At 46.2% G+C, this 24,274-nt stretch carries 23 protein-coding genes; 14 read left to right on the top strand and 9 right to left on the bottom strand.

The annotated features are described in order from the left end of the window. Nucleotide 1: 1 nt before the first annotated feature. Nucleotides 2–256 (top strand): YheV family putative zinc ribbon protein, encoded by a 255-nt coding sequence (locus ACOCLE_RS20760; protein WP_419534065.1) that lies wholly within the window; start codon nucleotides 2–4, stop codon nucleotides 254–256. A gap of 31 nt (nucleotides 257–287) precedes the next feature. Here ACOCLE_RS20760 and ACOCLE_RS20755 read toward each other — a convergent pair whose 3' ends face one another. Further along, nucleotides 288–938 (bottom strand): hypothetical protein, encoded by a 651-nt coding sequence (locus ACOCLE_RS20755; RefSeq protein ID WP_419534064.1) that lies wholly within the window; start codon nucleotides 936–938, stop codon nucleotides 288–290. A 359-nt stretch (nucleotides 939–1,297) separates the two neighbouring features. Between ACOCLE_RS20755 and ACOCLE_RS20750 the strand changes: the two genes are divergently transcribed. The 5 genes from ACOCLE_RS20750 (at nucleotide 1,298) to ACOCLE_RS20730 (ending at nucleotide 7,724) form a co-directional block, all read left to right on the top strand. Continuing rightward, complete coding sequence (locus ACOCLE_RS20750; RefSeq protein WP_419532972.1) at nucleotides 1,298–2,578, top strand: ISKra4 family transposase; 1,281 nt, start codon at nucleotides 1,298–1,300, stop codon at nucleotides 2,576–2,578. Nucleotides 2,579–3,374: 796 nt separating this feature from the next. Continuing rightward, entirely contained in the window at nucleotides 3,375–4,562 is a 1,188-nt protein-coding gene (gene coxB, locus ACOCLE_RS20745; protein WP_419534063.1) for a cytochrome c oxidase subunit II, read from the top strand. Between the two features lie 11 nt (nucleotides 4,563–4,573). Then, nucleotides 4,574–6,169, top strand: coding sequence for a cytochrome c oxidase subunit I (gene ctaD, locus ACOCLE_RS20740; protein WP_020582196.1), 1,596 nt, complete (start codon nucleotides 4,574–4,576; stop codon nucleotides 6,167–6,169). A 15-nt stretch (nucleotides 6,170–6,184) separates the two neighbouring features. After that, on the top strand, nucleotides 6,185–6,751 hold the full coding sequence (locus tag ACOCLE_RS20735) for a cytochrome c oxidase assembly protein (RefSeq protein ID WP_419534062.1): 567 nt from the start codon (nucleotides 6,185–6,187) through the stop codon (nucleotides 6,749–6,751). An 82-nt stretch (nucleotides 6,752–6,833) separates the two neighbouring features. Continuing rightward, entirely contained in the window at nucleotides 6,834–7,724 is an 891-nt protein-coding gene (locus tag ACOCLE_RS20730; protein ID WP_419537242.1) for a cytochrome c oxidase subunit 3, read from the top strand. Here ACOCLE_RS20730 and ACOCLE_RS20725 read toward each other — a convergent pair. Beyond that, a complete protein-coding gene (locus ACOCLE_RS20725; RefSeq protein ID WP_020582193.1) occupies nucleotides 7,721–7,936 on the bottom strand; it encodes a DUF2909 domain-containing protein in 216 nt (71 codons plus the stop codon). The genes ACOCLE_RS20730 and ACOCLE_RS20725 overlap by 4 nt on opposite strands. 106 nt (nucleotides 7,937–8,042) lie before the next feature. On the opposite strand from ACOCLE_RS20725, the gene ACOCLE_RS20720 reads away from it, so the two are divergent. From ACOCLE_RS20720 to ACOCLE_RS20700, 5 genes are all read left to right on the top strand, one after another. Continuing rightward, the gene (locus ACOCLE_RS20720; RefSeq protein WP_419534061.1) at nucleotides 8,043–8,744 is read left to right on the top strand and encodes an SURF1 family protein; all 702 of its coding nucleotides are present in this window, start codon (nucleotides 8,043–8,045) and stop codon (nucleotides 8,742–8,744) included. 7 nt (nucleotides 8,745–8,751) lie between these two features. Further along, a complete protein-coding gene (locus tag ACOCLE_RS20715) occupies nucleotides 8,752–9,339 on the top strand; it encodes a hypothetical protein (protein WP_419534060.1) in 588 nt (195 codons plus the stop codon). 100 nt (nucleotides 9,340–9,439) lie between these two features. Next, a complete protein-coding gene (locus tag ACOCLE_RS20710; protein ID WP_419534059.1) occupies nucleotides 9,440–10,474 on the top strand; it encodes a COX15/CtaA family protein in 1,035 nt (344 codons plus the stop codon). After that, nucleotides 10,471–11,373, top strand: coding sequence for a heme o synthase (gene cyoE / locus ACOCLE_RS20705; protein ID WP_419534058.1), 903 nt, complete (start codon nucleotides 10,471–10,473; stop codon nucleotides 11,371–11,373). The genes ACOCLE_RS20710 and cyoE overlap by 4 nt, the downstream gene beginning before the upstream one ends. A 9-nt stretch (nucleotides 11,374–11,382) precedes the next feature. Then, on the top strand, nucleotides 11,383–12,036 hold the full coding sequence (locus ACOCLE_RS20700) for an SCO family protein (protein ID WP_419534057.1): 654 nt from the start codon (nucleotides 11,383–11,385) through the stop codon (nucleotides 12,034–12,036). 50 nt (nucleotides 12,037–12,086) lie between these two features. Here ACOCLE_RS20700 and ACOCLE_RS20695 read toward each other — a convergent pair whose 3' ends face one another. The 4 genes from ACOCLE_RS20695 to ACOCLE_RS20680 all read right to left on the bottom strand — a co-directional run bounded on the left by ACOCLE_RS20695 (nucleotide 12,087) and on the right by ACOCLE_RS20680 (nucleotide 16,181). Continuing rightward, nucleotides 12,087–13,952 carry a hypothetical protein gene (locus ACOCLE_RS20695; RefSeq protein ID WP_419534056.1) on the bottom strand — a complete coding sequence of 622 codons (1,866 nt, stop codon included), beginning with the start codon at nucleotides 13,950–13,952 and terminating at the stop codon, nucleotides 12,087–12,089. 173 nt (nucleotides 13,953–14,125) lie between these two features. Then, nucleotides 14,126–14,911, bottom strand: a complete 786-nt coding sequence (gene znuB, locus ACOCLE_RS20690) for a zinc ABC transporter permease subunit ZnuB (RefSeq protein WP_419534055.1) — start codon at nucleotides 14,909–14,911, stop codon at nucleotides 14,126–14,128. Further along, nucleotides 14,911–15,684, bottom strand: a complete 774-nt coding sequence (znuC, locus tag ACOCLE_RS20685) for a zinc ABC transporter ATP-binding protein ZnuC (RefSeq protein ID WP_419534054.1) — start codon at nucleotides 15,682–15,684, stop codon at nucleotides 14,911–14,913. Before znuC ends, znuB begins: the two co-directional genes overlap by 1 nt. A 14-nt stretch (nucleotides 15,685–15,698) precedes the next feature. After that, nucleotides 15,699–16,181 carry a Fur family transcriptional regulator gene (locus ACOCLE_RS20680; RefSeq protein WP_419534053.1) on the bottom strand — a complete coding sequence of 161 codons (483 nt, stop codon included), beginning with the start codon at nucleotides 16,179–16,181 and terminating at the stop codon, nucleotides 15,699–15,701. A 192-nt stretch (nucleotides 16,182–16,373) separates the two neighbouring features. Between ACOCLE_RS20680 and tnpC the strand changes: the two genes are divergently transcribed. Next, on the top strand, nucleotides 16,374–17,879 hold the full coding sequence (gene tnpC / locus ACOCLE_RS20675; RefSeq protein WP_419532963.1) for an IS66 family transposase: 1,506 nt from the start codon (nucleotides 16,374–16,376) through the stop codon (nucleotides 17,877–17,879). 52 nt (nucleotides 17,880–17,931) lie between these two features. Continuing rightward, nucleotides 17,932–18,387 (top strand): hypothetical protein, encoded by a 456-nt coding sequence (locus tag ACOCLE_RS20670; protein ID WP_419534052.1) that lies wholly within the window; start codon nucleotides 17,932–17,934, stop codon nucleotides 18,385–18,387. Between the two features lie 93 nt (nucleotides 18,388–18,480). On the opposite strand, the gene ACOCLE_RS20665 is transcribed toward ACOCLE_RS20670, so the two are convergent. The 3 genes from ACOCLE_RS20665 to ACOCLE_RS20655 all read right to left on the bottom strand — a co-directional run bounded on the left by ACOCLE_RS20665 (nucleotide 18,481) and on the right by ACOCLE_RS20655 (nucleotide 21,290). Then, entirely contained in the window at nucleotides 18,481–19,761 is a 1,281-nt protein-coding gene (locus tag ACOCLE_RS20665) for an ISKra4 family transposase (protein ID WP_419532972.1), read from the bottom strand. An 86-nt stretch (nucleotides 19,762–19,847) separates the two neighbouring features. Then, the gene (locus ACOCLE_RS20660; RefSeq protein WP_419534051.1) at nucleotides 19,848–20,837 is read right to left on the bottom strand and encodes a homoserine kinase; all 990 of its coding nucleotides are present in this window, start codon (nucleotides 20,835–20,837) and stop codon (nucleotides 19,848–19,850) included. A 45-nt stretch (nucleotides 20,838–20,882) separates the two neighbouring features. Further along, the gene (locus tag ACOCLE_RS20655) at nucleotides 20,883–21,290 is read right to left on the bottom strand and encodes a DUF2782 domain-containing protein (protein WP_419534050.1); all 408 of its coding nucleotides are present in this window, start codon (nucleotides 21,288–21,290) and stop codon (nucleotides 20,883–20,885) included. Between the two features lie 93 nt (nucleotides 21,291–21,383). Between ACOCLE_RS20655 and polA the strand changes: the two genes are divergently transcribed. Beyond that, complete coding sequence (gene polA / locus ACOCLE_RS20650) at nucleotides 21,384–24,137, top strand: DNA polymerase I (protein ID WP_419534049.1); 2,754 nt, start codon at nucleotides 21,384–21,386, stop codon at nucleotides 24,135–24,137. Nucleotides 24,138–24,274: the final 137 nt, after the last annotated feature.

Raw genomic sequence — 24,274 nt, 5'->3', positions numbered from 1 at the left:
CATGAAAACCAAACGATTTATAGCAGGAGCGGTATGTCCTTCCTGCGGAACGATGGATTCTGTTCGTATGTTTCGTAGTGAGACTGAACGGGATTACCGTGAATGTGTTGAATGTGGCTTTAGTGATGTGATGGAAGTGAACCCCAAGCTGGAGGGGGATCTACCAGCGGCTCGTATTGCCCGGGAAGAGAGTATTCTGGAAGATCATACCGATGTAATACGCTTTGTAGACGCCTCTTCTTCCGATAAACATTGAGCTGTTATGGACATACATTTACTTCTGCTGCTCAGGCTGCAGAAGTAAACTTCAGCTCTATACCCAGATTATTAGAAAGGCAGTTCCAGCGTGACCAGATTCTGATCCACTCCTCTGCACTGCGGTTGTGGATAAACTCTTTGAACTTCTCTTCATGATAGATGGCCTGAGAACGCATCATCTGGTCCACGGTTTTATCCACAATGATATCCAGTTCATTGGCAAAGTCTTCTCCCAAAATTGAGTGAACAATCAAGTTGGCCCAGGTCATATTCATCGGAATGAGCGTTGAGCCGGTTTTTACAAGATATTGGTCGTTTACTTCTTCAATGAGTCGATGAGCAAAATAAGCCTTATCCAGCAATAGATCGAGACCAGATAACGGCTGATCCTGGGTCACGGGAGACAGGAAGTTTTCTTCAGCAATATCAAGGAACGGTGAAATAAAACTGTGAATACCAACCTGTTGAGAGGCTTCATTAAGTGCCTCCAGAAAGTCAGGTACATGATCAATGTAATCCATTGTGAAGATCAGCAATGTCTCACAGGCATTCTCATCAGGCAGTTCAATTGTGCGATGTAATTGTTCAATCTGATCACTGATAAGCGTTTGGAGGTGTTTGCCTTGCGCTTCCAGCTCTTTGATCCGAATAATTAAATTTCGGATTGCCTGCACATCCATATTTATCCCCTGTGTTCATCCATTGCTGCCAGTATGAATTACTGACAATGGCTGTCCGGTAGATGCTTACAAAACCATAGTGCTGTTTATAAAACAAGAGATAGTAAATATTCCTTTTTCATATATTTCAATATTTTTATAAATAAAAAATAATACAGAAAAAAACTGTAAAATAAGGCTTTTTCCAAATTTTGGAATCTGTTGTGCAGTCAAAAAAATGGCACACTATATATGCCATGCCAGCTTTTATTTGATGGGTTTTATGGGTGGTTGGAAGGGTGCTCTCTCTGAATGATTGAAACAATAGTGCTCTATTTTCACAGCTACTATGGGAACACCACTCATAATAGTTAACTGTCATGCCCGCTTCTGTTATTTCCAGCTCTACCAAAAGCATCGTTTTGCAAATTGAAGTTTCTATAGATTCAGGCAACATGCTGAATCTTGAAGATAGTTTACAGCGTGCACTCAATGAAGCCGGGCAGCTTGGAACAAAAGAGTTATTGGGGCTATTTGAATCACCCAATAAAGAACCTATCGTCGTTAATCAGCAGAAGTGGAACTACAAAGGAAAGGTTCTTAAGCACTATGAAACCTTATACGGTCGTATACCTTTGGAGCGCTCCGTATATCAGGGTGTCAGAGGTGGCAGTACTCTGGCAGCACTTGATCTTCGTGCCGGTATTATTGGTTCAGCTACCCCCAAATTTGCCAAGTCTATCGCCTGGAAATACAGCCAGATGCCAGCGCCTGCGGTAAAAGAAGATTTTGAGACCAACCATCAAAGGACGCTTTCAAATTCTTATATCAAGCATTTATCGGACAGAGTAGGTGCATTAATTGAAGACCAGCAAGACACTCACTACCACCTTCCTCCACTAAAAGAGCCTGTTGAAACAATAGCCATTGGTCTGGATGGAACCTGCATGCTGCTTTGTGAAGAAGGCTGGAGGGAAGCCATGTGTGGGACATTGAGCCTATATTCTGCAGATGGAGACAGGCTCCACACGATATATACAGCCAGTTCGCCAGAGTATGGTAAACAAAGCTTTATGAGCAAGCTCGACGAGGAGATTGCAGATCTAAAACGACTCTACCCAAATGCCACATACATCGGGGTAGCTGACGGGGCTAGAGAAAACTGGAGTTATTTGAAACAACATACCTCTGGGCAGATACTCGATTTTTATCATGCATCTGAATATTTAGCTGGAGCAGCGGAAGCACTGTTTCCAACCAGTAAGGCGAAGCGACACCAGTGGCTTGAAGACAGGCTACATAGTTTGAAAAACAAGCGTGGAGCAGCCAAAAAAATCCTTCAGGAAATTGAATCAGCCGAGCTCCCGAAAAAGACAATCGCACTGACAGAGAAGCGCTACAAAGCTGTGAGCTATTTTACAAACAATCACCAGTTAATGAATTATCATCAGGCGCTTAAACGCCATTGGCCAATAGGTTCAGGAGTTACTGAAGCGGCTTGTAAGACTCTGGTAAAGCAACGATTATGTGGTTCTGGAATGAGGTGGAAAGCAACAGGAGCGGAAGTGCTTTTGACAACAAGAGCACTGATCCAGAGTAAGGGGCGCTGGGAACAACTTTGGTCTGAGTTCATGACTGGAAAGGTTGAAGCTAACCTATGAGTCAGTTATCAAATTGAGAGAGCACCCGGTTGGAAGGCAATACTCGGTTGCTGATATTTTCAAAAGAAAAGTGGTAATGGCGAACCTTATTCACATAAAGCAATAGGGCTTGTTCAGACTTGCCAGCTTCTCTAATTGCTGGAGCGGTGATCGTTTTTAATAAAAATTGGATGTCTTGGTCAAAAAGTTTTGTGTTATAGATCCTGAATAAAAATGTCGTTTAATTACAGTTCGTTATAGACCTTAATAATGAATGGCTTAAATATCTATTAAACGACATTTATAGTATTTCAAAATTGGAGATTTCATTTTTTTTCAGCATGTTGTTTAATGGTTTTCTAGAACTATACTCTATGGACGATTATTGTCAGACTTAGAGTGTTCTGCTTGGGATGTTTTGCCATAGCATTTCTATGGTGTGAGGTGTTGGATTTGCAGTTATGTGTATGTTAAGCAGTTTGACTTTGTCTCAATACTGATTGCATATCTGCTCTTGATTAGATGTAGTGGGGTTTTTCAGGTCAGATAAATCAAAGCAATATCGCTTACTCTCAATAAATCCATGTGTGGTTTACCTGCGTAAACGACACAAACGGGCTTTATCATGGGTGGTAGTGATGAATGTTTGTAACAATACAAGACCATTGGACAGGTCAGTATCGTGACACATACAACCGGGCAAAATGCTGTTCTGTTGTCAGTCACACCTCTGAGAAGTAAAGCAGCACAACAAGTCTGCACAATAATAATAAGAAGTTTCCGCTGCGATCAGCGGATAGTCAGGGGATGTAAGGGAATGATGCAGCAGGCGAAATCTCTTTTTCTTCTTCTTGCGGGACTGGCTGTAACGGGTAGTAGCCGTGCTGCATGGGAAGTCAACATGACCGAAGGTGTGACGGCTGTCAGCCGGAATATCTACGGACTTCATATGACCATACTGATAATCTGTGTCGTGATTGGCCTGATTGTCTTTGGGGTCATGTTTTATTCTATTTTCAAGCACCGTAAATCCAAAGGTGCTGTACCTCACCAGTTTCATGAAAGCACACTGGTTGAGATTGTATGGACATCCATTCCTTTTCTGATACTCGTGTTGATGGCCATCCCAGCGACAAAAACGCTGGTGGATATCTACAACACTGACGAGGCCGATATTGATATCAAAATCACCGGCTATCAGTGGAAGTGGCAGTATGAGTATGTTGGAGAAGATGTCTCCTTTTTCAGTAACCTCAGTACTCCTCGGGAACAGATCCTTAACGTCCGGGAAAAGAATCCCAACTATCTTCTGGAAGTGGATGAGCCGCTGGTGATTCCTGTTGGCAAAAAGGTTCGCTTTCTGGTTACCGCTGCGGATGTTATTCACTCCTGGTGGGTGCCTGCCCTGGCAGTAAAGCGCGATGCCATTCCCGGATTTATTAACGAAGCCTGGACGAACATTGAAGTGCCTGGCACTTACCGTGGGCAGTGTGCAGAACTGTGTGGTAAGGATCATGGCTATATGCCCATTGTCGTTGAGGCTAAGTCACAGGAAGACTACGACGCCTGGCTGGAAGCGAAAAAGGATGAAGCCGAAAAAGAGCGTGAGCTGACGGACAAAACCTGGACCATGGAGGAGTTGATGGCCAGAGGTGAGCAGGCCTACAACAAAGCCTGTGCGGTATGTCATCAGCCCAATGGTGCTGGTATGCCACCGATATTCCCTGCACTAAAAGGCAGCCCAATGGCCACGGAAGCCGATCAGATCGGAGCGCATGTCGATATCGTTATGAATGGTAAGAAAGGTTCTGCCATGCAGGCCTTTGCCGGCCAGTTAAATGAGGTGGACCTCGCGGCAGTGATCACTTATGAACGAAATGCCTGGGGCAATAACACCGGCGAAATAGTGACACCTAAAGAGATCGTGGAGTACAAGAAAACTGGCAAGTATGTAGAAGATCCGGCCAAGCAGGCCATGCCCGATAACAAACAGGCGAGCCTGTAAGGAGAGTAGATATGACTTCGGTAACTGATACTGCTTCTTCACATGAGCATGACGAGCATCATCATGGGCCTGCCAAAGGGTTGATGCGCTGGGTTCTCACCACCAACCATAAAGACATTGGCACCATGTACCTGTGGTTCAGTTTCATTATGTTTCTGACCGGTGGGGCCATGGCAATGATTATCCGAGCTGAGCTCTTTCAGCCCGGGCTGCAGATTGTTGAACCGGGATTTTTCAACCAGATGACCACGATGCACGGCTTGATCATGGTATTTGGTGCTGTTATGCCGGCTTTTGTCGGGCTGGCTAACTGGATGATCCCTATGATGATTGGGGCGCCGGATATGGCCATGCCTCGGATGAACAACTGGAGCTTCTGGATTTTGCCCTTTGCAGCGGTGATGTTGGTGAGTACGTTGTTTATGGAAGGTGGGGGGCCAAATTTTGGGTGGACTTTCTACGCGCCACTGTCCACAGACTATGCACCACCTTCAACGACCTTTTTCATCTTTGCGATCCATATGCTTGGTGTGTCTTCCATCATGGGGGCGATTAATATCATCGCAACCATCCTGAATCTGCGTGCTCCCGGGATGACCATGATGAAGATGCCGCTCTTTGTCTGGACCTGGTTGATCACAGCCTACCTGTTGATTGCTGTAATGCCGGTGCTGGCGGGTGCAGTAACCATGATGTTGATGGACATTCACTTCGGCACCAGCTTCTTCAATGCTGGTGGTGGTGGTGATCCCGTTCTGTTCCAGCATATTTTCTGGTTCTTTGGGCACCCGGAAGTTTACATCATGATTCTCCCCTCTTTCGGGATTGTCTCAGCCATTATTCCAGCATTTGCCCGCAAGCACCTGTTTGGCTATACCTCGATGGTTTACGCCACCGCCAGTATCGCTTTTCTGTCGTTTATTGTCTGGGCTCACCATATGTTCACCGTTGGCATTCCACTGATTGGTGAGCTGTTCTTTATGTACGCCACCATGCTGATTGCCGTACCGACCGGAGTGAAGGTCTTCAACTGGGTAACCACGATGTTCCGCGGTTCCATGACCTTTGAAACCCCAATGCTGTTCTCCACGGCATTTGTGGTGCTCTTTACCATTGGGGGTTTCTCAGGGTTGATGCTCTCTATTGCACCTGCTGATTTCCAGTATCACGACACCTATTTCGTGGTGGCTCATTTCCACTATGTGCTGGTGCCAGGGGCGATCTTTGCCATCTTTGCTGCCTGCTACTACTGGCTGCCCAAGTGGACTGGTCATATGTATGACGAGACGCTGGCTAAAGTGCATTTCTGGATGTCCTTTATCGGGATGAACCTGACGTTCTTCCCAATGCACTTTGTCGGGCTGGCAGGGATGCCAAGAAGGATTCCTGACTACGCACTGCAGTTTGCCAACTTCAATGAAATTTCCAGTATTGGTGGCTTCTTGTTTGGTACCACGCAATTGCTGTTCCTCTTTATCGTGATCAAATGCATCAGGGGGGGAGAAAAAGCTGAGGCCAAGCCCTGGGAAGGTGCTGAAGGGCTGGAGTGGAGTGTGCCATCACCTGCACCCTATCACACCTTTACGACACCACCGGATGTGAAGTAAACGACAGGAGTCAGTATGAGCGAACAGGGTAGAGAAGAGAAACCGGAGGCTATTGAGCGTTCAACTCATCGTACTGTCATTCGCTCCATACTCGTAGCCTGTGGCATGTTCGCTTTTGGTTTTGCCATGGTGCCACTGTACAACGTGTTCTGTCAGGTGACGGGTCTGAATGGCAAGACGGACCCTGACCCGTATATGTACAAGGCTGCAGAAGCCAAAGTGGATACCAGTCGTGATATCAAGGTGCAGTTTGTAGCCACCAAAAACGCTGGTATGAGCTGGGACTTCTCTCCCAGCACTCCCCAGGTAACGGTTCACCCTGGTGAGCCGGGGTTACTGAACTTTGTTGCTAAAAACCCCACGGACAAAAGGATGGTGGGCCAGGCAATTCCCAGTGTAACGCCGTTTGAAGCGACCAACTTTCTTCATAAGGTCGAGTGTTTTTGTTTTACCACTCAGACGCTGGAGCCCGGGGAAGAAAAGGTCATGCCACTGCGGATTATCGTCGATCAGGAACTGCCAAAACACATAAAAAAGCTAACGTTGTCTTATACGCTGTTTGATGTAACGCATATGAACTGAATCAGTTGAGCGGTTTTTTTGAAGATTGTTCGGGAGAAAAGGCGTACTCCCTGTCAGATCAGGAGAGGTGAAAGAAAGTATTATGGCTACCGAAGGTACCTACTACGTTCCGGCCCAGAGTAAGTGGCCAATCATTGCATCTATTGGGCTATTTCTGACCCTTCTGGGTGCTGGCATGATGATGAATGACATGACTGCCGGTGTTAAGGATTCCAGTGCTCACTATGTGTTTTACGCCGGCGGTCTGATTATGGCCTGGATGCTGTTTGGCTGGTTCGGCAATGTTATTCAGGAGTCCCGTGCAGGGCTTTACAGTGCTCAAATGGATCGAACATTCCGCTGGGGGATGTTCTGGTTTATTTTTTCAGAAGTGATGTTCTTTGCTGCACTGTTTGGAACCCTCTTCTATGTCCGGGTACTGGCCGTTCCCTGGCTGGCCGGTGAGGGTGAAGGGGTTATGACCCATGAAATGCTCTGGCCAAACTTTATTGCGGACTGGCCATTGATGGTGAATCCGGACAATGACCTTTTTGTTGGGGCTGCCGATGTTGTTGATCCTTTTCACCTGCCACTGTTGAACACGCTATTGCTGGTTGCCTCCAGTATCACACTGACACTGGCACACCATGCACTGCGGGCGAATGATCGCTACAAGATAAAACTGTGGTTGATCATTACGCTGGTACTTGGCACCGCATTCTTATTTTTCCAGGTTGAAGAATACATTGAAGCCTATAACGAACTGGGTCTGACTCTAAGTGCTGGTATTTATGGCTCAACCTTCTTCCTGCTAACCGGTTTTCATGGTGCTCATGTAACCCTGGGAGCCATTATGCTGGCGGTAATGCTCGTGCGAGTCTACCAGGGGCATTTTGAAGCGGATAACCACTTTGCCTTTGAAGCCGCCAGCTGGTACTGGCACTTCGTGGATGTGGTGTGGGTTGGACTATTCATATTTGTTTATCTGGTTTAGCGATATAACCAGGGCGCCTGGCTGTGGATATCTCCATGAAGCCAGGCCACAACAATAATAACCATAATCAAAACGGTCAGACCGATACGAACTTTCAGAGAATTCAGCAGTTTTGGCGAACTCTTTTTCTCTGTCAGCAAAAAATAAAAGCCGGTACCCAGACTGATAACCACGGCAAAGAAAAGAACAATAACGACGACTTTTATCCACATATTTCTGGCTCAAGAAAGTTATCCACAAGACAAGTTCCTGAGATGAACTCAGATTTTTTCCACACAATAGCATAGAAAGACTGTTCACTTGATGTTTGGATTCAGATTGAAGTTGACCCTATTAGTGATTGCCATCCTGCCAGTGCTGGTGACTTTGGGTTTCTGGCAGCTATCACGTTACGAGCAGAAGTTGATGCTGGAGCAGGCTTATGAGTCCAGACATGCTCTTGAGCCGTATTCACTTTCTCAAGTACAGCATCACGATGACCCTTTGTACCTGCCCTTTACTGTCAGTGGCCGGTTTGATCTGGATCGATACTTTCTGCTGGATAATCAGGTTTTCCAGGGTGAGGCCGGGTATGAGCTGTTCATGCCGTTTCTGACGGATGACGGAGAGTGGTTACTGATTGACCGAGGCTGGATTGTCGGTGGTGATCGAGAACTGCTGCCTGAGGTAATGACTGACACAGGGCATCTGGTACTGACTGGCTCTGCGTATAAGCCCCTGGGGAAACCCTTCATGTTGGCAGAAGACGTCTGGGAAGAAGGCTGGCCTAAACGCATTCAGGCGTTTGACCAGTTCAAAGTATCTGAAGCCATAGAAAGTGCTACCCCGGATTTTTTCATGGTGCTCAGAGCGGGCCAGCCAGGAGCTGAACAGATTCGTCCCATGGTGATTAATCTGAAATCAGAAAAGCATCTGGGTTATGCCTTTCAATGGTTTGCCATGGCTCTGGTATTGCTCTTGCTGTATGGGTTCCAGATGATTCGTGCAGGTGAGAACAACAAGAACAAGCATGACGTATGAGGTGATCATGACAACGACAACCAGCATTAATAAGAACCGGTTTCAGCTAGCCCTTGTCATTCTGATCCCATCCATAGCCATGGGGCTGGCCTGGATTATGTACTTTACCGGGGCGTGGATTCCGGAAGGTCGGACAAATAAAGGTGAGCTTTTATTACCTCCGGCCCAGTTTTCCGCTCTGCACCTTCAGAGTGGAGAAAAGAGCGTAGATGCAGCAGAGACAGAAGGGCTCTGGCGGGTTGTCGTGTTTGGCAGTACCCGTTGTGAAGAGTCGGAATGCATAGAAAGCCTCTATAAAACCCGTCAGGTGCATATTGCGCTCGGAAAAGAGTCTGACCGGGTGACCCGATTTTACATTGCCCCAGAAAAACCGGTGCCCTCCTCTGAACTTGAAACCGAACATCCGGGAATTTACTGGCTGAACGCAGATAAAAACCATGTGCAAACAGCGCTCGGTCTGAAGCATTGGCCAGAAAATCGGATCTTTATCATTGATCCTCTGGGGAATTTGATTATGGGATATCAGGTTGATCAATCGGGTGGAGATTTGCTGAAAGATCTGAAAAAACTACTGAAAGCATCCAATATTGGTTAATGGGTACTAAATGATTATTGAATCATTGGTTTTTGTTTAATGTGGTATTTTTTGGTTAAAAACAGGGTTGGTAATGGGTAGTCAACTCACTGGAGCAGTTATGAAGAAAAAAGGATTTTATCTGGCTCTGATCGCTACGCTGCTGGCAAGCATCGTGGTTGGTCTGGGTGCCTATACAAGGCTGGTGCACGCCGGGCTGGGGTGTCCTGACTGGCCGGGTTGTTATGGGTTTCTGACCGTGCCGGATACTCAGCAGGAGATTGCACACGCCGAGTCGCTCTTTCCAGACGCGCCGGTTGAAGTGGATAAGGGTTGGGCGGAGATGATCCACCGTTATGTGGCCGGCGCTCTGATGCTTCTGGTGTTGATGATTGTCATTCAGGCATTCAAAAACCGACGTGAGCCGGGTCAACCTTTCAAGCTACCCATTTTGATCTTTGCATTGATTACGCTGCAGGCCGCGTTTGGCATGTGGACAGTAACGCTTAAGCTGTGGCCTCAGGTCGTTACCGCTCATTTGCTGGGTGGCTTTGCTACCTTCAGTCTATTGTTTCTCTTAACGTTAAGGTTGTCTGGGGCGCATCGAGAAAAGGTGCCGGATAAACCGTTCTTTTTCCTGAAATGGCTTGCGGTAATAAGCCTGCTGGTGGTGGTTGGTCAGGTCAGCCTCGGTGGGTGGACGAGCTCCAACTATGCAGCGCTTGCCTGTCCTGATCTGCCCATGTGTCAGGGGCAATGGTTGCCACCCATGAATTTTGAGGAAGGGTTTGATGTGGGGCAGGATATAGGTCCAAATTATCTGGGTGGGCAGCTGCACGCTGAAGCCAGAACAGCCATACACTTTGCGCATAGAGTGGGAGCATTACTGACCGTAATATTACTGACGTTGCAAATGCTTATTGCGCTCAAGGTGTCGTTCAGGGTTGGTGGGCCTGTTGGGTCAACGGTTCGAAAACTGATGCTGCTGATTATGGTTATGTTGACGGTTCAAGTCGGGCTTGGCCTCAGCAATATAATCTGGAGTCTGCCATTGAGTATTGCCGTAGCGCATAACTTGGGTGGTGCGTTGTTATTGTTATCACTGGTGGCCTATAACTACTTCTTATTCGGCGGCAGCAGGAGGGCTGGAGCATGAGTCAAAGTAATGTATTACAGGCAGGGAGTGCCCACTGGCGGGATTATCTTGAGCTGACCAAGCCTAAGGTTGTCGCGCTGATGATTTTAACGTCGGTTATCGGTATGTACCTGGCGACGCCTGGTTGGGTGCCTCTGGATATTCTGTTCTTCGGTAATCTGGGGATTGCTCTTTGTGCCGGTGCCGCCGCAGTGATTAATCACGTTGTTGATCGCCAGATTGATACCGTGATGGCGAGAACTCATAAGCGGCCGGTGGCCACTGGTAGGGTTGAACCACTTCAGGCAGTCATGTTTGCCTTTATTATCGGTTCGCTGGGCATGGCCATGCTGTTTGTACTGGTTAACCCTTTGACGGCCTGGTTAACGTTTGCCTCCTTGATGGGCTATGCGGTGGTGTATACGCTGATTCTTAAACGAGCAACCCCTCAGAATATTGTTATTGGTGGTCTGGCCGGTGCGGCTCCTCCCCTGCTCGGCTGGACTGCTGTTACCGGACAGTTCGAAGGCCATGGTCTTCTACTGGTACTGATTATTTTTGCCTGGACACCACCTCACTTCTGGGCACTGGCGATCCACCGTAAAGAGGAGTATGCCAAAGCGGATGTTCCTATGCTGCCCGTCACTCATGGCGAGGCTTACACCAAGCTTCATATTCTGCTCTATACCATCATCATGTTTGTGGTCACCATACTGCCATTCCTGACGGGGATGAGTGGGGTGATCTATCTGATAGGGGCAACCCTTCTTGGTGCTCGTTTTCTGTACTGGTCGGTTGTTCTGCTTCGTGACAGCAGACCTCATGCCGCCATCAAGACCTTCAAGTTTTCGATTACCTATTTAATGCTGCTGTTTGTGGTGTTGCTGGTGGACCACTATTCATTTTATCTCTGGGTGTAAGGAGTACCTGTGGACAAAGAAAGGAGTAAGGGAGTGAGGAAGACGGTCACTATTTTACTGGCAGCCGTTGCCGTGGTGCTTGGGCTGACGGCGAATAAGTTCATGAACAAGCCGGCTTTGTCCAAAGAGCAGCTGCAGCAGATGGGGGCGGTGGTGTTTGAAACACCCAGGTCTTTCACTATGGAAGGGCTGGTTGACCATAATGGCCAGCCATTTTCTGCAGAAAATCTTAAAGGACGCTGGAGCCTGGTCTATTTCGGTTTTACCTTCTGTCCTGATATCTGCCCGGCAACACTGAGCCAGTTAAATAAACTGGATGCACTGCTTAAGGAAAAGTCTCCGGAACTGGCGAAAGAGATGCAGTACCTTATGGTGACGGTGGATCCACGAAGGGATACGCCTGAAAAACTGAAAGGCTATGTGCCCTACTTCAATAAGGACTTTGTTGGGGTAACGGGAGAAATCACCAATATTTATAATCTTTCGGTTCAAATGAATGTGCCATTTACACCGGTGGTTGATCCTGAGGATGAGTTTTACCTGGTGGATCATGGGGCAAACCTAGCGTTGATTAATCCGAAAGGGGATTATCATGGGTTTATAAGACCTCCACTGGATCCACTAAAGCTAACTAATATTGTTGAATCAATTCAAAAACCATAAAAACAGCCTTGGAAGTATACTTCCAAGGCTGTTTGTTCTCCAAAGCTTTGTTAAAACTTCGGTGGTGGCGGAGCTGGCGGTGGTGGTGGTTTAGGTTTGTCTGAATTTGAACTAGCCTCAGGTGCAGGTGCTTGCTTAGCCTGATTTCTCATTTCATCCAGGGTTACTTCAAGCTCTCGGACTCTTTTTTCTGCGGTTGCAGCTCTCCTGGCATTTGCGGCACTTTGATCTTTATACATTTTCAGCTGTATATCTTTATTTGCAACTTCTTTCTTTAATGCCTCAACCAACTCTTCTGGGGTCATCTTTTCATCAAAGCCATGGCCAATATTATCATTTTCTAGCTTGGGTCTTTCTCCCCTCAACATAAGGCAAATATTTTCTGGAGTAAATCCCTCCTCACCTAGCCTGGAAAGTGAAGCATAAATTCGATCAAATTCGTTATCACTAATCCAGATGGATTTATCCATTAAGACAGCATTGAATTTTCTTCCTGCAAATGCTGGCTTATCTCTGTTGATTGTGAATGTGTTGTAAATTTTATGAGCCAAGATATTTAGACCAGCAGGCCCTGATGGAAATCCTAACTCATCACATCGTCTTAATGCATCAAACTCTGGACTTTGTCTTGTTTTACCAGATGTTACATAGGTTACGAAATCCCCTAATAGATCCTCTTTATCAACAAATTGACAAACTAATGGCAGAAACCCTTTTGGGTGGTATCCATTCGATTTTGTATAAGCAATTACGGCATCCAATGTTGATGGTTTCTCTCCACGTAGTTCCATCTTTTGTTTAGTTTCAATAATGTTTTTTCTAAGACTAACTAACATTGCTTCGACTTTTTTTGCTTCTGGTTTTTTGCCAGGTGCAAATGAAATTCCTTCATAGTGAAGCATAAGCTCCAATAATGACGGTACAGCTTTCCCAGAGAAAACCTGTTCCAGGGTGTAACGGTCATACTGCCCTCTAGCCGTAAGGGTATCTAAATAACCTGATTCCCTCAGTGGTATATCGTTTTCACGAGCCCAAACCTGCAACACTTTGTCCGTTCTTGTATTCGCAACATCGGATCTTAGGCCTGCTGAATCTGCACCAGCAAGAACTTCTTGTTTACTTTTGACTTTATGTTCTTTTTTTGCTTTCTCACTTCCACCCATGGCATTAAGGCCCATGTTACCTTCGTTAAGATCAAGATCCCCGAACATTTTCTTACCGCCATTATTAGCGCCTTCAAAGTCAACACCTGCACTCAATTTTTGAAACTCTTCTTCCGAAATCGGCAATTTTTCGGCTGCGTCTAATGTTCTGGACATTTTATCACTTAGACTTTGTGCAAAACGTGTAATGTTGCCTTCAAGCGATGCTCCTGCCTTGTATTCAGAACTTTTTTTAATTAGGTCTGTTATGGATTGTTTGACAGAATTTTCTGACTTTTGATGTTGCTTCCGAAGTCTTTCAGCAGCTTCGTTTTCACCATCAACTTTTGATTGTTTTCCAGGTGCTTTTGAGGTTTTCTGAGGTTTAGAAACTGATTGTTGCTGCGCAGTACTGGAATTACCTGATCTAATACGCTGAATTTCCTCTGCCGTAGTAGTAATACCATTACGACTTAAGAGTAAGTTAGCTGCTCTATGAGGTGCTAAGTTTGGGCTGAGTTCTGAAAGTGCCTCACGAATCTTATTTTCGGGCGTTGGCACTTGTTCTTTGGTTTTCCTGTCAGTTACCAGCTTTTCTTCTGATTGTGAAGAGTGCGCAGGGTCAGTCTTTGCCCTTTGGACGATTTCTTGGCCCTTTGTCTTTACTGGACCTGCTGGTTTACTACCCCCTGTGGTAGATTTTTTTTGATCTTGAGGCGGTTGTTCTTTTGGTGCCGCTGGGCTCTGAGTACTGGCCTTTTGTTCTAATCTCATGACTTAACTCCCTGTATAGTCAATTTGAGGGGTATTTTCAGAAATTGACTAAATACCAGCAATTAGACCTTGGTATTTATAATTCTTGATTATAATAATTGTAGGTTTTAATTTTTTATTAGATAATGGAATTAAATATTTTATTATTAATTCCATTATCTAATATGTATTATTTATTTCGTCCTTTTGAATAATTGAGTCATTAGAAAAAGTAAGAAGCAAGACACCACTACCGATGGGCCCGCGGGTGTATCCAGGTACCAGGAAGCCGCTAAACCGCCAGAAACGCCCAGTATCCCCAGAAACGCTGAAAATAGTGCCATTTGCTCAGGCGTATTTGCCAGACGCTGGGCCGTTGCTGCTGGAATGATCATCAAGGAGGTAATCAGAAGGACACCGACTATCTTCATGGCAACAGCAATAACCAGTGCCATCAGCAGGGTTAGCACCAGCCTGAGCTGTTTGACAGGGACACCCTCTACCTGTGCTAACTCAGCATGAACGGACATGGACAGCAGTGGTTTCCAAAGCCATGCCAGCGTGGCCAGAACCAGGGCTCCACCTCCGTATATCCAGTAAAGATCAGATGGGCCTGTTGCAAGAAGGTCTCCAAATAAATAAGACATCATATCCACGCGGACATTGTCTGTGAAACTGACGGCGACCAGGCCTATAGATAGAGAACTGTGAGCAAGGATTCCAAGCAGGGTATCAGAGGCAATTCGTTGTTTTTCCTGGAAACTGACCAGAATGACTGCAACCATCAGTGAGCTGAATATAACGGCCAGATTAATATTAACATTCAACATCAGCCCCAGAGAGACGCCCAGCAGTGCGGAGTGCGAGAGAGTATCCCCGAAATAGGCCATTCTTCGCCATACCACGAAACAGCCCAAAGGTGCCGCCAGTAACGCTACGCCATAGCCTGCCAGCAAGGCATACATGATAAGGTCTGGCATTACTGTTTTCCTTCAGAATTAGTGCTGTGCGGCTCAAGAATATGCCCATCCACACCATGATGGTGATCGTGGTGATGAGTATAAACAGCAAGTTCATCCGACTCACCACCGAAAAGGCGAAGGTATGCAGGGTGCTGTTTAACCTGATGAGGATGACCGGAGCAGCAGACGTGCTGATTGATGCAGATGACTTTATCGGTCGATGCCATGACCAGATGGAGGTCGTGGGATACCATCAAAACGGCACAGTGCTCCCGGCTTTTGGATTCATTGCGAATATCCGTGATTAGTTGATAAAGCTCTTTTTGTCCTGTGACATCAACCCCTTGAACTGGCTCATCCAGTACCAGTAGGTGTGGTTTATGCAGAAGTGCCCTGGCCAGTAATACTCTTTGCAGCTCTCCTCCGGAAAGAGATTGCAGTGGAGATTGAAGCACATGGGCAACACCGGTGCGACTCAGAGCATCGTTAACGGCGGTCAGGCGACAGCCCGTCAGCTTCAGGAATCGATTGACGGTTAACGGCATCGTGTCATCAATATGCAGCTTTTGCGGCATGTATCCTATGCGAAGCCCTTTTTTTACCAGCCGTTGACCAGAGGAGGGTGCTTGAAGCCCAAGGGCAATGCGGACAAGTGTTGTTTTGCCAGCACCATTAGGGCCTATCAGGGTAACAATTTCCCCTGGGTTTACCTGCAGGTTGATACCGGTAAGTACGTCTCTGTTCTGGAATGTCATCCAGATATTGCTCAACTCTATCAGTGGTTGATTCATAACCTATTGATTCTTCAGTTGGTTCTGCAGTTTGTACATAGGCCAGCCAACTCTATTGAGGTGTCAGCAATAGTAAAGCCATAATCATTGGCACAGTCTTTCAGTGAATTTTCAATGCCAGAGTGTTCGATCTCAATGGTTGTGCGACATTGAGTGCAGATAAGAAAACAGCTCTTATGAGGAGTATTGGGGCGGCTGCAGCCAATATAGGCATTTATTGATGATAACCGGTGTACGAGTCCCTGCTCCTGGAGAAAATCCAGAGCCCTATAGACTGTAGGAGGCTGAGCAGGTTTTGACTCTCCCTGGGTTAGCTCGGCCAGTATTTCATAAGCGCCAACTGGGCAGTGGCTCTGCCAGACCAGCTCTAAAACTCTTTCTCTAAGAGCTGTCAGACGAACACCACGACTGTGACAAATAACACGGGCTTCCGTTAAAGCACCTTGGATGCAGTCATTATGATCATGTGGAGTGTAGGGGGTATTGGTCTTGCGCATAAAATAGCCATGTCATATTCGTTATATTATAACAGTGTGGTGCGAGCATTAATACTCGATAACGAGACCTTTGTTTAATGGTTATACTTGGCTTAAAGGAGTTGTAACTATTCAGCACCCTTCATATAAATCTGGAATTTTCTGATTTTTCGACCATCATCTTATACTCAATTTTTCTAACAAATCTCCAGTATGGAACCAGACTTCCCAGCTACTCCGTTTACCGAAGCTCTCCTTAAAGAGAATGAAGAGCTTCGGACCGAGAATGCGCTTTTACGGGAACGTTGCAGCGAACTGGAAGAAAGGGTTAATAAAAACAGTCAAAACAGTAGTAAGCCACCATCGTCAGATGGTTATCAAAAGCCCAGTAAAAAAGGGAGTGATAAAGGTGATACATCTTCCAAAGAAGCCCCCTGCTCCTCACAGGAAACACCGAACCCCAAAAGCCTTAGACCATCTTCAGGCAATAAACCAGGTGGCCAGAAAGGTCATCAAGGCTCTTGTTTGAGACGTGTCGCCTTACCCGATTATGTCAGGCATCTGAAGGTTGAAAAATGTTGCTGTTGCCAGTCTTCGCTTATCGATATTAAACCCACCAAATACATTGAGCGACAGGTTTTTGATCCAGGTAGACCCGGAGAATTTGAAGTTACCGCGTACTGGGCAGACGTTAAAGTATGTCCTTGTGGTAAACGGAACACCGCTGAGTTTCCCCAAGGAGTGAAAGCCGCTGCTCAATACGGAGAAGTGACTCAGGCAATGGCTGTTCATTTAAACCAGTATCACTTCATCCCATATCACCGGGTGTCTGAGTATTTCAATACTATTTATTGCATGAGTGTCAGCGCAGGCTCTGTTGCCAATTTTGTTGCCTATACCCATGAGAACCTGGCCTCTACTGAGCAGAGTATCCGCGATGCTTTACAAGAAAGTCCGGTTGCAGGAGCGGATGAAACTGGCATGCGGGTTGACGGTTCACTGTGGTGGTTACACATTATGCGAGATGACCAATGGACGCTTTACTACCTCTCAGAAAGGCGAGGTTGTGAAGCAATGGATGCAATGGGCATCCTGCTGACTTTTGCAGGCATTCTGGTTCACGATCATTGGAAGTCCTACTTTGCCTATGCGGCAGTGCATGTGCTTTGTAATGCCCATCATCTGAGAGAGCTTCAGGGAGTTGTCGATAGGGATGCGAATAAGCTGGCTCTGCGGCTGATGAAATTGCTTACGCTCTCCTGGCACTTCTGCAAGAAATACAAAGCAGCCGGTCTGACTCAAATGCCTGGTGCAATACAGCTTCGCATTGAGACGATATACGACCAAATCCTTCAAAGGGCTCTCACGAAGGAAACCGCTTATATGGAAAAACAACGACAGGTGCTTGGACGTAAGAAGGTCAGGAATACCAAGGCCTACAACCTGTTCAAAAGGCTTATTGAGTTTAAGGTTGAAACGTTGCGCTTCATGTCGGACTTTTCAATTCCCTTCGATAACAATGGCAGTGAACGTGATGCCAGGATGGCCAAACTTAAGCAGAAGATCTCAGGCTGCTTCAGAAGCGAAGACGGAGGTACCATGTTTACCCGAATCCGAAGCTATTTATCATCTGCTAAAAAGCAGGGGTTGAACATATTTCAGGCGCTTCTTAAAGCGGTTCGAAATTACAACAATACGCCTTTGCTGGGTGCTGAATAGTTACAAGGAGTTTATTCCCTGATCTTTCTCATAATTCGATAAGGAGATGTTTATGAGACTTTATAAAACACCAGAAATTGATAAAAGCCGTTGGCAAAACAAGACAGAACCTCAGAAAAGCGAGCAGCATGCTAAAGCTGTCACCGATAATAAGAGAAGCGTGAAAAAAGTGGATTTTAGTACACTGGAGGCCTCATTCAAGAAAGGACTTGAGACTCATCATCAGAGAAATGTTCCTTTTGGTAAAAATGCACCAGGATATTTAGATTCAGCCCCCTTTAAAGAGCTTTACGAGAACATAAAAGAAAGAAGTGTTGAAATCATTGAGAAATATGAGAATGGAGAAGTAAAGTTTATTGACCTTATTGAACACTTTGATCATGAATTGTTTGAAGAGGAGAATATGGCAGCTGAAAAAGCACATATCGCTCAAATAGAAGTAAATGAAGGCTCTCAAGTATCAGTGCCTGAGAAAAGGCAATCTACAAGAAATCCAGGATCGGGGTAGTGTGTGATGTAGGTCACCCTTTTCCAGGGTGACCCCAAACTACTACAATGAAAACTTGAAGTTAGAGGGTGCTCTCTCAATTTGATAACTGACTCATAGGTTAGCTTCAACCTTTCCAGTCATGAACTCAGACCAAAGTTGTTCCCAGCGCCCCTTACTCTGGATCAGTGCTCTTGTTGTCAAAAGCACTTCCGCTCCTGTTGCTTTCCACCTCATTCCAGAACCACATAATCGTTGCTTTACCAGAGTCTTACAAGCCGCTTCAGTAACTCCTGAACCTATTGGCCAATGGCGTTTAAGCGCCTGATGATAATTCATTAACTGGTGATTGTTTGTAAAATAGCTCACAGCTTTGTAGCGCTTCTCTGTCAGTGCGATTGTCTTTTTCGGGAGCTCGGCTGATTCAATTTCCTGAAGGATTTTTTTGGCTGCTCCACGCTTGTTTTTCAAACTATGTAGCCTGTCTTCAAGCCACTGGTGTCGCTTCGCCTTACTGGTTGGAAACAGTGCTTCCGCTGCTCCAGCTAAATATTCAGATGCATGATAAAAATCGAGTATCTGCCCAGAGGTATGTTGTTTCAAATAACTCCAGTTTTCTCTAGCCCCGTCAGCTACCCCGATGTATGTGGCATTTGGGTAGAGTCGTTTTAGATCTGCAATCTCCTCGTCGAGCTTGCTCATAAAGCTTTGTTTACCATACTCTGGCGAACTGGCTGTATATATCGTGTGGAGCCTGTCTCCATCTGCAGAATATAGGCTCAATGTCCCACACATGGCTTCCCTCCAGCCTTCTTCACAAAGCAGCATGCAGGTTCCATCCAGACCAATGGCTATTGTTTCAACAGGCTCTTTTAGTGGAGGAAGGTGGTAGTGAGTGTCTTGCTGGTCTTCAATTAATGCACCTACTCTGTCCGATAAATGCTTGATATAAGAATTTGAAAGCGTCCTTTGATGGTTGGTCTCAAAATCTTCTTTTACCGCAGGCGCTGGCATCTGGCTGTATTTCCAGGCGATAGACTTGGCAAATTTGGGGGTAGCTGAACCAATAATACCGGCACGAAGATCAAGTGCTGCCAGAGTACTGCCACCTCTGACACCCTGATATACGGAGCGCTCCAAAGGTATACGACCGTATAAGGTTTCATAGTGCTTAAGAACCTTTCCTTTGTAGTTCCACTTCTGCTGATTAACGACGATAGGTTCTTTATTGGGTGATTCAAATAGCCCCAATAACTCTTTTGTTCCAAGCTGCCCGGCTTCATTGAGTGCACGCTGTAAACTATCTTCAAGATTCAGCATGTTGCCTGAATCTATAGAAACTTCAATTTGCAAAACGATGCTTTTGGTAGAGCTGGAAATAACAGAAGCGGGCATGACAGTTAACTATTATGAGTGGTGTTCCCATAGTAGCTGTGAAAATAGAGCACTATTGTTTCAATCATTCAGAGAGAGCACCCAAGTTAGATTGATTTTATTGATGAAGAGTCAAGCCTCAGTTTAAGCATTTCTTTAAACTCATTTGGATCTAGAAAATGCCTAACCAAGCTATCATGATGTTCTTCATCTAATGGTGACTCTGGATAAACAAAAGTAATCAGTCTGGATACCCAAAACCTGAAGGCTGCCAATTGCAGCATTAATGGCCATGCCTTTTTTTCGTCATCCGAAAATGGTCGAATGTGGTTGTAGGCCTCTGTCAGAGCTTTTGTGCGTTTGCTATTTAATTCCAGGGTTTCTGTAAGACACCAGTCGTTTACGGTAACGGCAAGGTCATAGATTAACCAGTCATTACAGGCCTGATAGAAGTCGATTACGGCTGAGATTCTTCCCTGATCAAAAAGTACATTATTATGAAACAGGTCTCCATGAATGAGCCCTTTTGGCAGTTTATCAAAAGCTTTAAGTGCATTTGATATGTTCTTCCAATGCTCAGTCATGAAGCTGGCATCATCCTGATCGAGTAATGGACTAAGCCTTTTTTGCTGGTCATCCAGCCAGGAAAGGCCGCGCTGATTCTCCTGATAAAGGGCGGACCCTTGCCCTGCTATATGGATTTTTGCCAACATCGTACCAATTTGCTGGCATTGATCCAGAGAGAGGTTGCTGGCGTCAGGGTGCTGCCCAGCAAAGCATTGCACTATCAGTGCAGGTTTTCCTTTTACCGATTGGAGAGCAATGCCATTCTTATCCCGAACTGGGTTGGGCACAGGCAGGCCGAAAGCTTTAAGCTCATCCGTATAATTGATAAAAAATGGCAACGTGTCTGCAGGCAGGTACTCAAAGAGCGTTAATACATAACGTTGGAGATGGCTTTTTTTATCAACATCCAGAAAGTAGTTGGTATTCTCAACTCCGCTTTCGATGCCTTTGAATGATATCAAGTCACCAATGTCATAGTGAGTCAGAAGTTGCTCGATATCCTGGCGTGTCAAATGGGTATAAACAGACATGAAGTCCCTGTTCTTGGATAGTTAGATCTATGGTTCGTTATGTATTCAGTGCCACTCAAAGATGGTCCATGAAGGCACTAACAGGGTCCGTTTTGTTGGGTCAATGGGGTTTCCTTCATTATCTGAGGCGATCAGGTAGTAGGGTTTACCTGTTTCAGGAATAACCTGAATCGCATAAAGCTGACCGCCAACCCGGTACTCTTTATACGTTCTGGAATCGCCGGTACGAATCACTACCGATGTATCATCCCTGTTCTCCAGCTCTTCAGGGCGCAGGTGTTTTGGGATTTTCTTAATCGCTTCATCGGTAAATACAACGGCTTTCTGGTTGTTGGGCACGTCCGCACTGGTCGTCGATTGATCAGAACCTTCCGGACTGTGAGTAGCACAGCCAAAAAGAAACAAGGGAAAGAAAGCCAGACCCAACTGCGCTCTTTTTATGGAGGGTTTCATCAGGAGCCTCATGATAATTGCGGTGGAAACCATTAAACTGCTTGGAAGCATTCTATACCCAGTTACCCAGAATCGTAAGTGAGTCCGTAATCCATGTCAGAACAAGTCAGTACGCCTCCACTCATACTCGTTGATGGCTCATCTTACCTCTATCGCGCTTTTCATGCTTCTGAGCGTGCCAACCTGCGAACTGCTGATGGTCGCCCAACGGGGGCTATCCGGGTCATGACGAATATGCTGCGCAGCCTGATGCGTCAGTATCAGGATAGCCATGTTGCGGTCATTTTTGACGCCAAGGGAAAAAACTTCCGTCATGAAATGTACAGTGAGTACAAAGCAACCCGTAAGCCCATGCCGGATGACCTGCGCTCGCAAATAGAACCAATACATCAAATTGTCCGTGCTCTTGGCCTGCCTCTGTTAATGATTGAAGGCGTTGAGGCGGATGATGTGATTGGTACCCTGGCCAGGCAGGCAACCGAGAAAAAGATCGATACCATCATTTCAACTGGTGATAAAGATATCGCTCAGCTGGTTACTGAGCATGTGTCTCTGATTGACACCATGAATGATGCGTATACCGATCAAGGTGGTGTTGAGAGTAAGTTTGGTATTCCTGCCAGCTTGATTATCGACTACCTGGCATTGATGGGAGACAGCAGCGATAACATTCCGGGTATGCCTGGTGTTGGTCAGAAAACAGCATTGGCTTTGCTGAATGGCATCGGCAGTATCGATGAGATTGCGGAGCGTCTGGATGAGGTTGCCGCACTTGGGTTTCGGGGGAGTAAGAACTTTGCTGAGAAGTTTACTGAGCATAAGGATATCGTTCTTTTATCCCGAGAGTTGGCAACCATCAAGACCGATGTAGCGCTGCCGGTTTCTATTGATAACCTGGAAATGCAGCCCCTTGATAAAGAACAGCTGTTAGCGCTGTTTAAAGAGTACGAATTCAGAACATTGATAGCGGACCTGGAAAAAGAAGGTTCTGGTTCAGCGCTGGAGAATAATGGATCTGACGAAAAAGCATCAGGAGCTATCGGTGAGTATTTGGTAGTCACTGAGGAGGCAGAGTTTCTTGACTGGATAGCACAGCTCGAATCTGCAGAGCTGTTTGCGTTTGATACAGAAACGACCAGCCTGGATTACATGGTGGCTGAACTTGTGGGCGTTTCATTTGCCACTGAGCCCGGCAAGGCGGCTTATGTGCCCGTTGCGCATGATTACCTGGGGGCTCCAGCCCAACTGGATAGAAGATGGGTGCTGGAAAAATTGAAGCCTTTGCTGGAAGACCCGACGAAACAGAAAGTAGGTCAGAACTTCAAGTACGACGAAAGCGTGTTGGCTCGATATGACATCCAAATAAAGGGTATTGCCTTTGATACCATGCTTGAGTCCTATTGTTTGAACTCAATCGCCACCCGTCACAATATGGATGCCCTGGCAGAGCATTACCTAGGCTATAAAACCATCAAGTATGAAGAAATTGCTGGTAAAGGTACTAAACAACTAACGTTTAATCAGATAGAGCTTGAGAAAGCGGGTCCCTATGCGGCAGAAGATGCGGATATTACTTTACGCCTTCATCATGCCATCTGGGAGCAACTGAAGTCAGAAGCCACCCTATCAAGCGTTTTCCAGGATATAGAAATGCCGCTGGTGGATATTCTTTCACGTATTGAGCGTCATGGTGCCCTGGTTGATGGTGTGTTACTTAAGCAGCAGAGTCTGGAGATTGGTCAACGCCTCAAGGAACTGGAGAAATCAGCCCATGATGAGGCGGGACAGGAATTTAATCTGTCGTCACCCAAGCAATTGCAGGAACTGCTCTTTGATAAACTGCAGCTTCCCGTAATTAAGAAGACGCCTAAGGGGCAGCCATCAACCGCAGAAGAGGTGCTGCAGGAACTGGCGCTGGACTATGAACTTCCCAAGCTGATTCTTGAGCATCGAGGCTTAAGCAAGCTCAAGTCCACCTATACCGAGAAACTCCCGCAGATGATTAATGCGGCAACAGGCCGTATTCATACCTCTTATCACCAGGCAGTCACGGCTACTGGGCGACTGTCTTCCTCGGACCCTAATCTTCAGAATATTCCTATTCGAACGCCGGAAGGTCGTCGGGTGCGGCAGGCGTTTATTGCTCCGGAAGGTTACAAGTTGGTGGCTGCAGATTACTCCCAGATTGAGCTGAGAATAATGGCACACCTCTCTGGAGATAAAGGTTTGCTGGATGCTTTTGCCAATGGTCTTGATATCCATAAGGCAACTGCTGCCGAGGTTTTTGGAGTGGCGCTTGATGATGTAACGGGCGATCAGCGACGAAGCGCTAAAGCGATTAACTTTGGTCTGATCTACGGAATGTCATCGTTTGGGCTGGCTAAACAGCTGGGTGTATCCAGAAAGTCGGCACAGGAATACATCGACCTGTACTTTGAACGGTATCCGGGCGTTTTAAGGTACATGGAAGAGACCAAAAGCTTCGCGCGGGAAAAGGGATATGTAGAGACCATCTTTGGTCGCCGTCTGTATCTGCCAGAAATCAATGCTCGAAATGGTATGCGGCGTCAGGGGGCTGAACGTACAGCGATCAATGCGCCGATGCAGGGTACTGCAGCAGATATTATCAAAAAGGCAATGATCAGGGTTGATAACTGGCTGAAGATGTCGGGGCTTAATGCTCGTGTCATTATGCAGGTTCACGATGAACTGGTGCTTGAAGTTGCTGACGAGAGCGTTGACGCCATTGTAGAGGGTCTAAAAGTGCAGATGGCTGGTGCTGCAGAACTCAGTGTTCCACTGCTGGTCGAAGCGGGTATTGGAGATAACTGGGATGAGGCCCACTGAGTATTTTTATGTCTTAAGAAGTACTTGGTTATTTAGTTTGTAAGTTTTTTGTAAGTTGTGGAACTTTGTTGCCATATTGCTTGTCTCATATAGTGAGACTCAATTGAGTTGCTCCTTGTGTGTTAAGTGTTAGCAAT

It is taken from the genome of Endozoicomonas sp. (assembly GCF_965196975.1).
Taxonomy (GTDB): Bacteria; Pseudomonadota; Gammaproteobacteria; order Pseudomonadales; family Endozoicomonadaceae; genus Endozoicomonas.
The sequence above is the reverse complement of the archived record's forward strand: the minus strand, read 5'-3'. Positions and strand labels throughout refer to the sequence as shown.

Bases quoted from the DNA above. Each gene is read 5' to 3' on its own strand.
- ACOCLE_RS20760 (WP_419534065.1), top strand. From the start codon at position 2: ATGAAAACCAAACGATTTATAGCAGGAGCGGTATGTCCTTCCTGCGGA.
- ACOCLE_RS20755 (WP_419534064.1), bottom strand. From the start codon at position 938: ATGGATGTGCAGGCAATCCGAAATTTAATTATTCGGATCAAAGAGCTG.
- ACOCLE_RS20750 (WP_419532972.1), top strand. From the start codon at position 1,298: ATGCCCGCTTCTGTTATTTCCAGCTCTACCAAAAGCATCGTTTTGCAA.
- coxB (WP_419534063.1), top strand. From the start codon at position 3,375: ATGATGCAGCAGGCGAAATCTCTTTTTCTTCTTCTTGCGGGACTGGCT.
- ctaD (WP_020582196.1), top strand. From the start codon at position 4,574: ATGACTTCGGTAACTGATACTGCTTCTTCACATGAGCATGACGAGCAT.
- ACOCLE_RS20735 (WP_419534062.1), top strand. From the start codon at position 6,185: ATGAGCGAACAGGGTAGAGAAGAGAAACCGGAGGCTATTGAGCGTTCA.
- ACOCLE_RS20730 (WP_419537242.1), top strand. From the start codon at position 6,834: ATGGCTACCGAAGGTACCTACTACGTTCCGGCCCAGAGTAAGTGGCCA.
- ACOCLE_RS20725 (WP_020582193.1), bottom strand. From the start codon at position 7,936: ATGTGGATAAAAGTCGTCGTTATTGTTCTTTTCTTTGCCGTGGTTATC.
- ACOCLE_RS20715 (WP_419534060.1), top strand. From the start codon at position 8,752: ATGACAACGACAACCAGCATTAATAAGAACCGGTTTCAGCTAGCCCTT.
- ACOCLE_RS20710 (WP_419534059.1), top strand. From the start codon at position 9,440: ATGAAGAAAAAAGGATTTTATCTGGCTCTGATCGCTACGCTGCTGGCA.
- cyoE (WP_419534058.1), top strand. From the start codon at position 10,471: ATGAGTCAAAGTAATGTATTACAGGCAGGGAGTGCCCACTGGCGGGAT.
- ACOCLE_RS20695 (WP_419534056.1), bottom strand. From the start codon at position 13,952: ATGAGATTAGAACAAAAGGCCAGTACTCAGAGCCCAGCGGCACCAAAA.
- znuB (WP_419534055.1), bottom strand. From the start codon at position 14,911: ATGCCAGACCTTATCATGTATGCCTTGCTGGCAGGCTATGGCGTAGCG.
- znuC (WP_419534054.1), bottom strand. From the start codon at position 15,684: ATGAATCAACCACTGATAGAGTTGAGCAATATCTGGATGACATTCCAG.
- ACOCLE_RS20680 (WP_419534053.1), bottom strand. From the start codon at position 16,181: ATGCGCAAGACCAATACCCCCTACACTCCACATGATCATAATGACTGC.
- tnpC (WP_419532963.1), top strand. From the start codon at position 16,374: ATGGAACCAGACTTCCCAGCTACTCCGTTTACCGAAGCTCTCCTTAAA.
- ACOCLE_RS20670 (WP_419534052.1), top strand. From the start codon at position 17,932: ATGAGACTTTATAAAACACCAGAAATTGATAAAAGCCGTTGGCAAAAC.
- ACOCLE_RS20665 (WP_419532972.1), bottom strand. From the start codon at position 19,761: ATGCCCGCTTCTGTTATTTCCAGCTCTACCAAAAGCATCGTTTTGCAA.
- ACOCLE_RS20660 (WP_419534051.1), bottom strand. From the start codon at position 20,837: ATGTCTGTTTATACCCATTTGACACGCCAGGATATCGAGCAACTTCTG.
- ACOCLE_RS20655 (WP_419534050.1), bottom strand. From the start codon at position 21,290: ATGAAACCCTCCATAAAAAGAGCGCAGTTGGGTCTGGCTTTCTTTCCC.
- polA (WP_419534049.1), top strand. From the start codon at position 21,384: ATGTCAGAACAAGTCAGTACGCCTCCACTCATACTCGTTGATGGCTCA.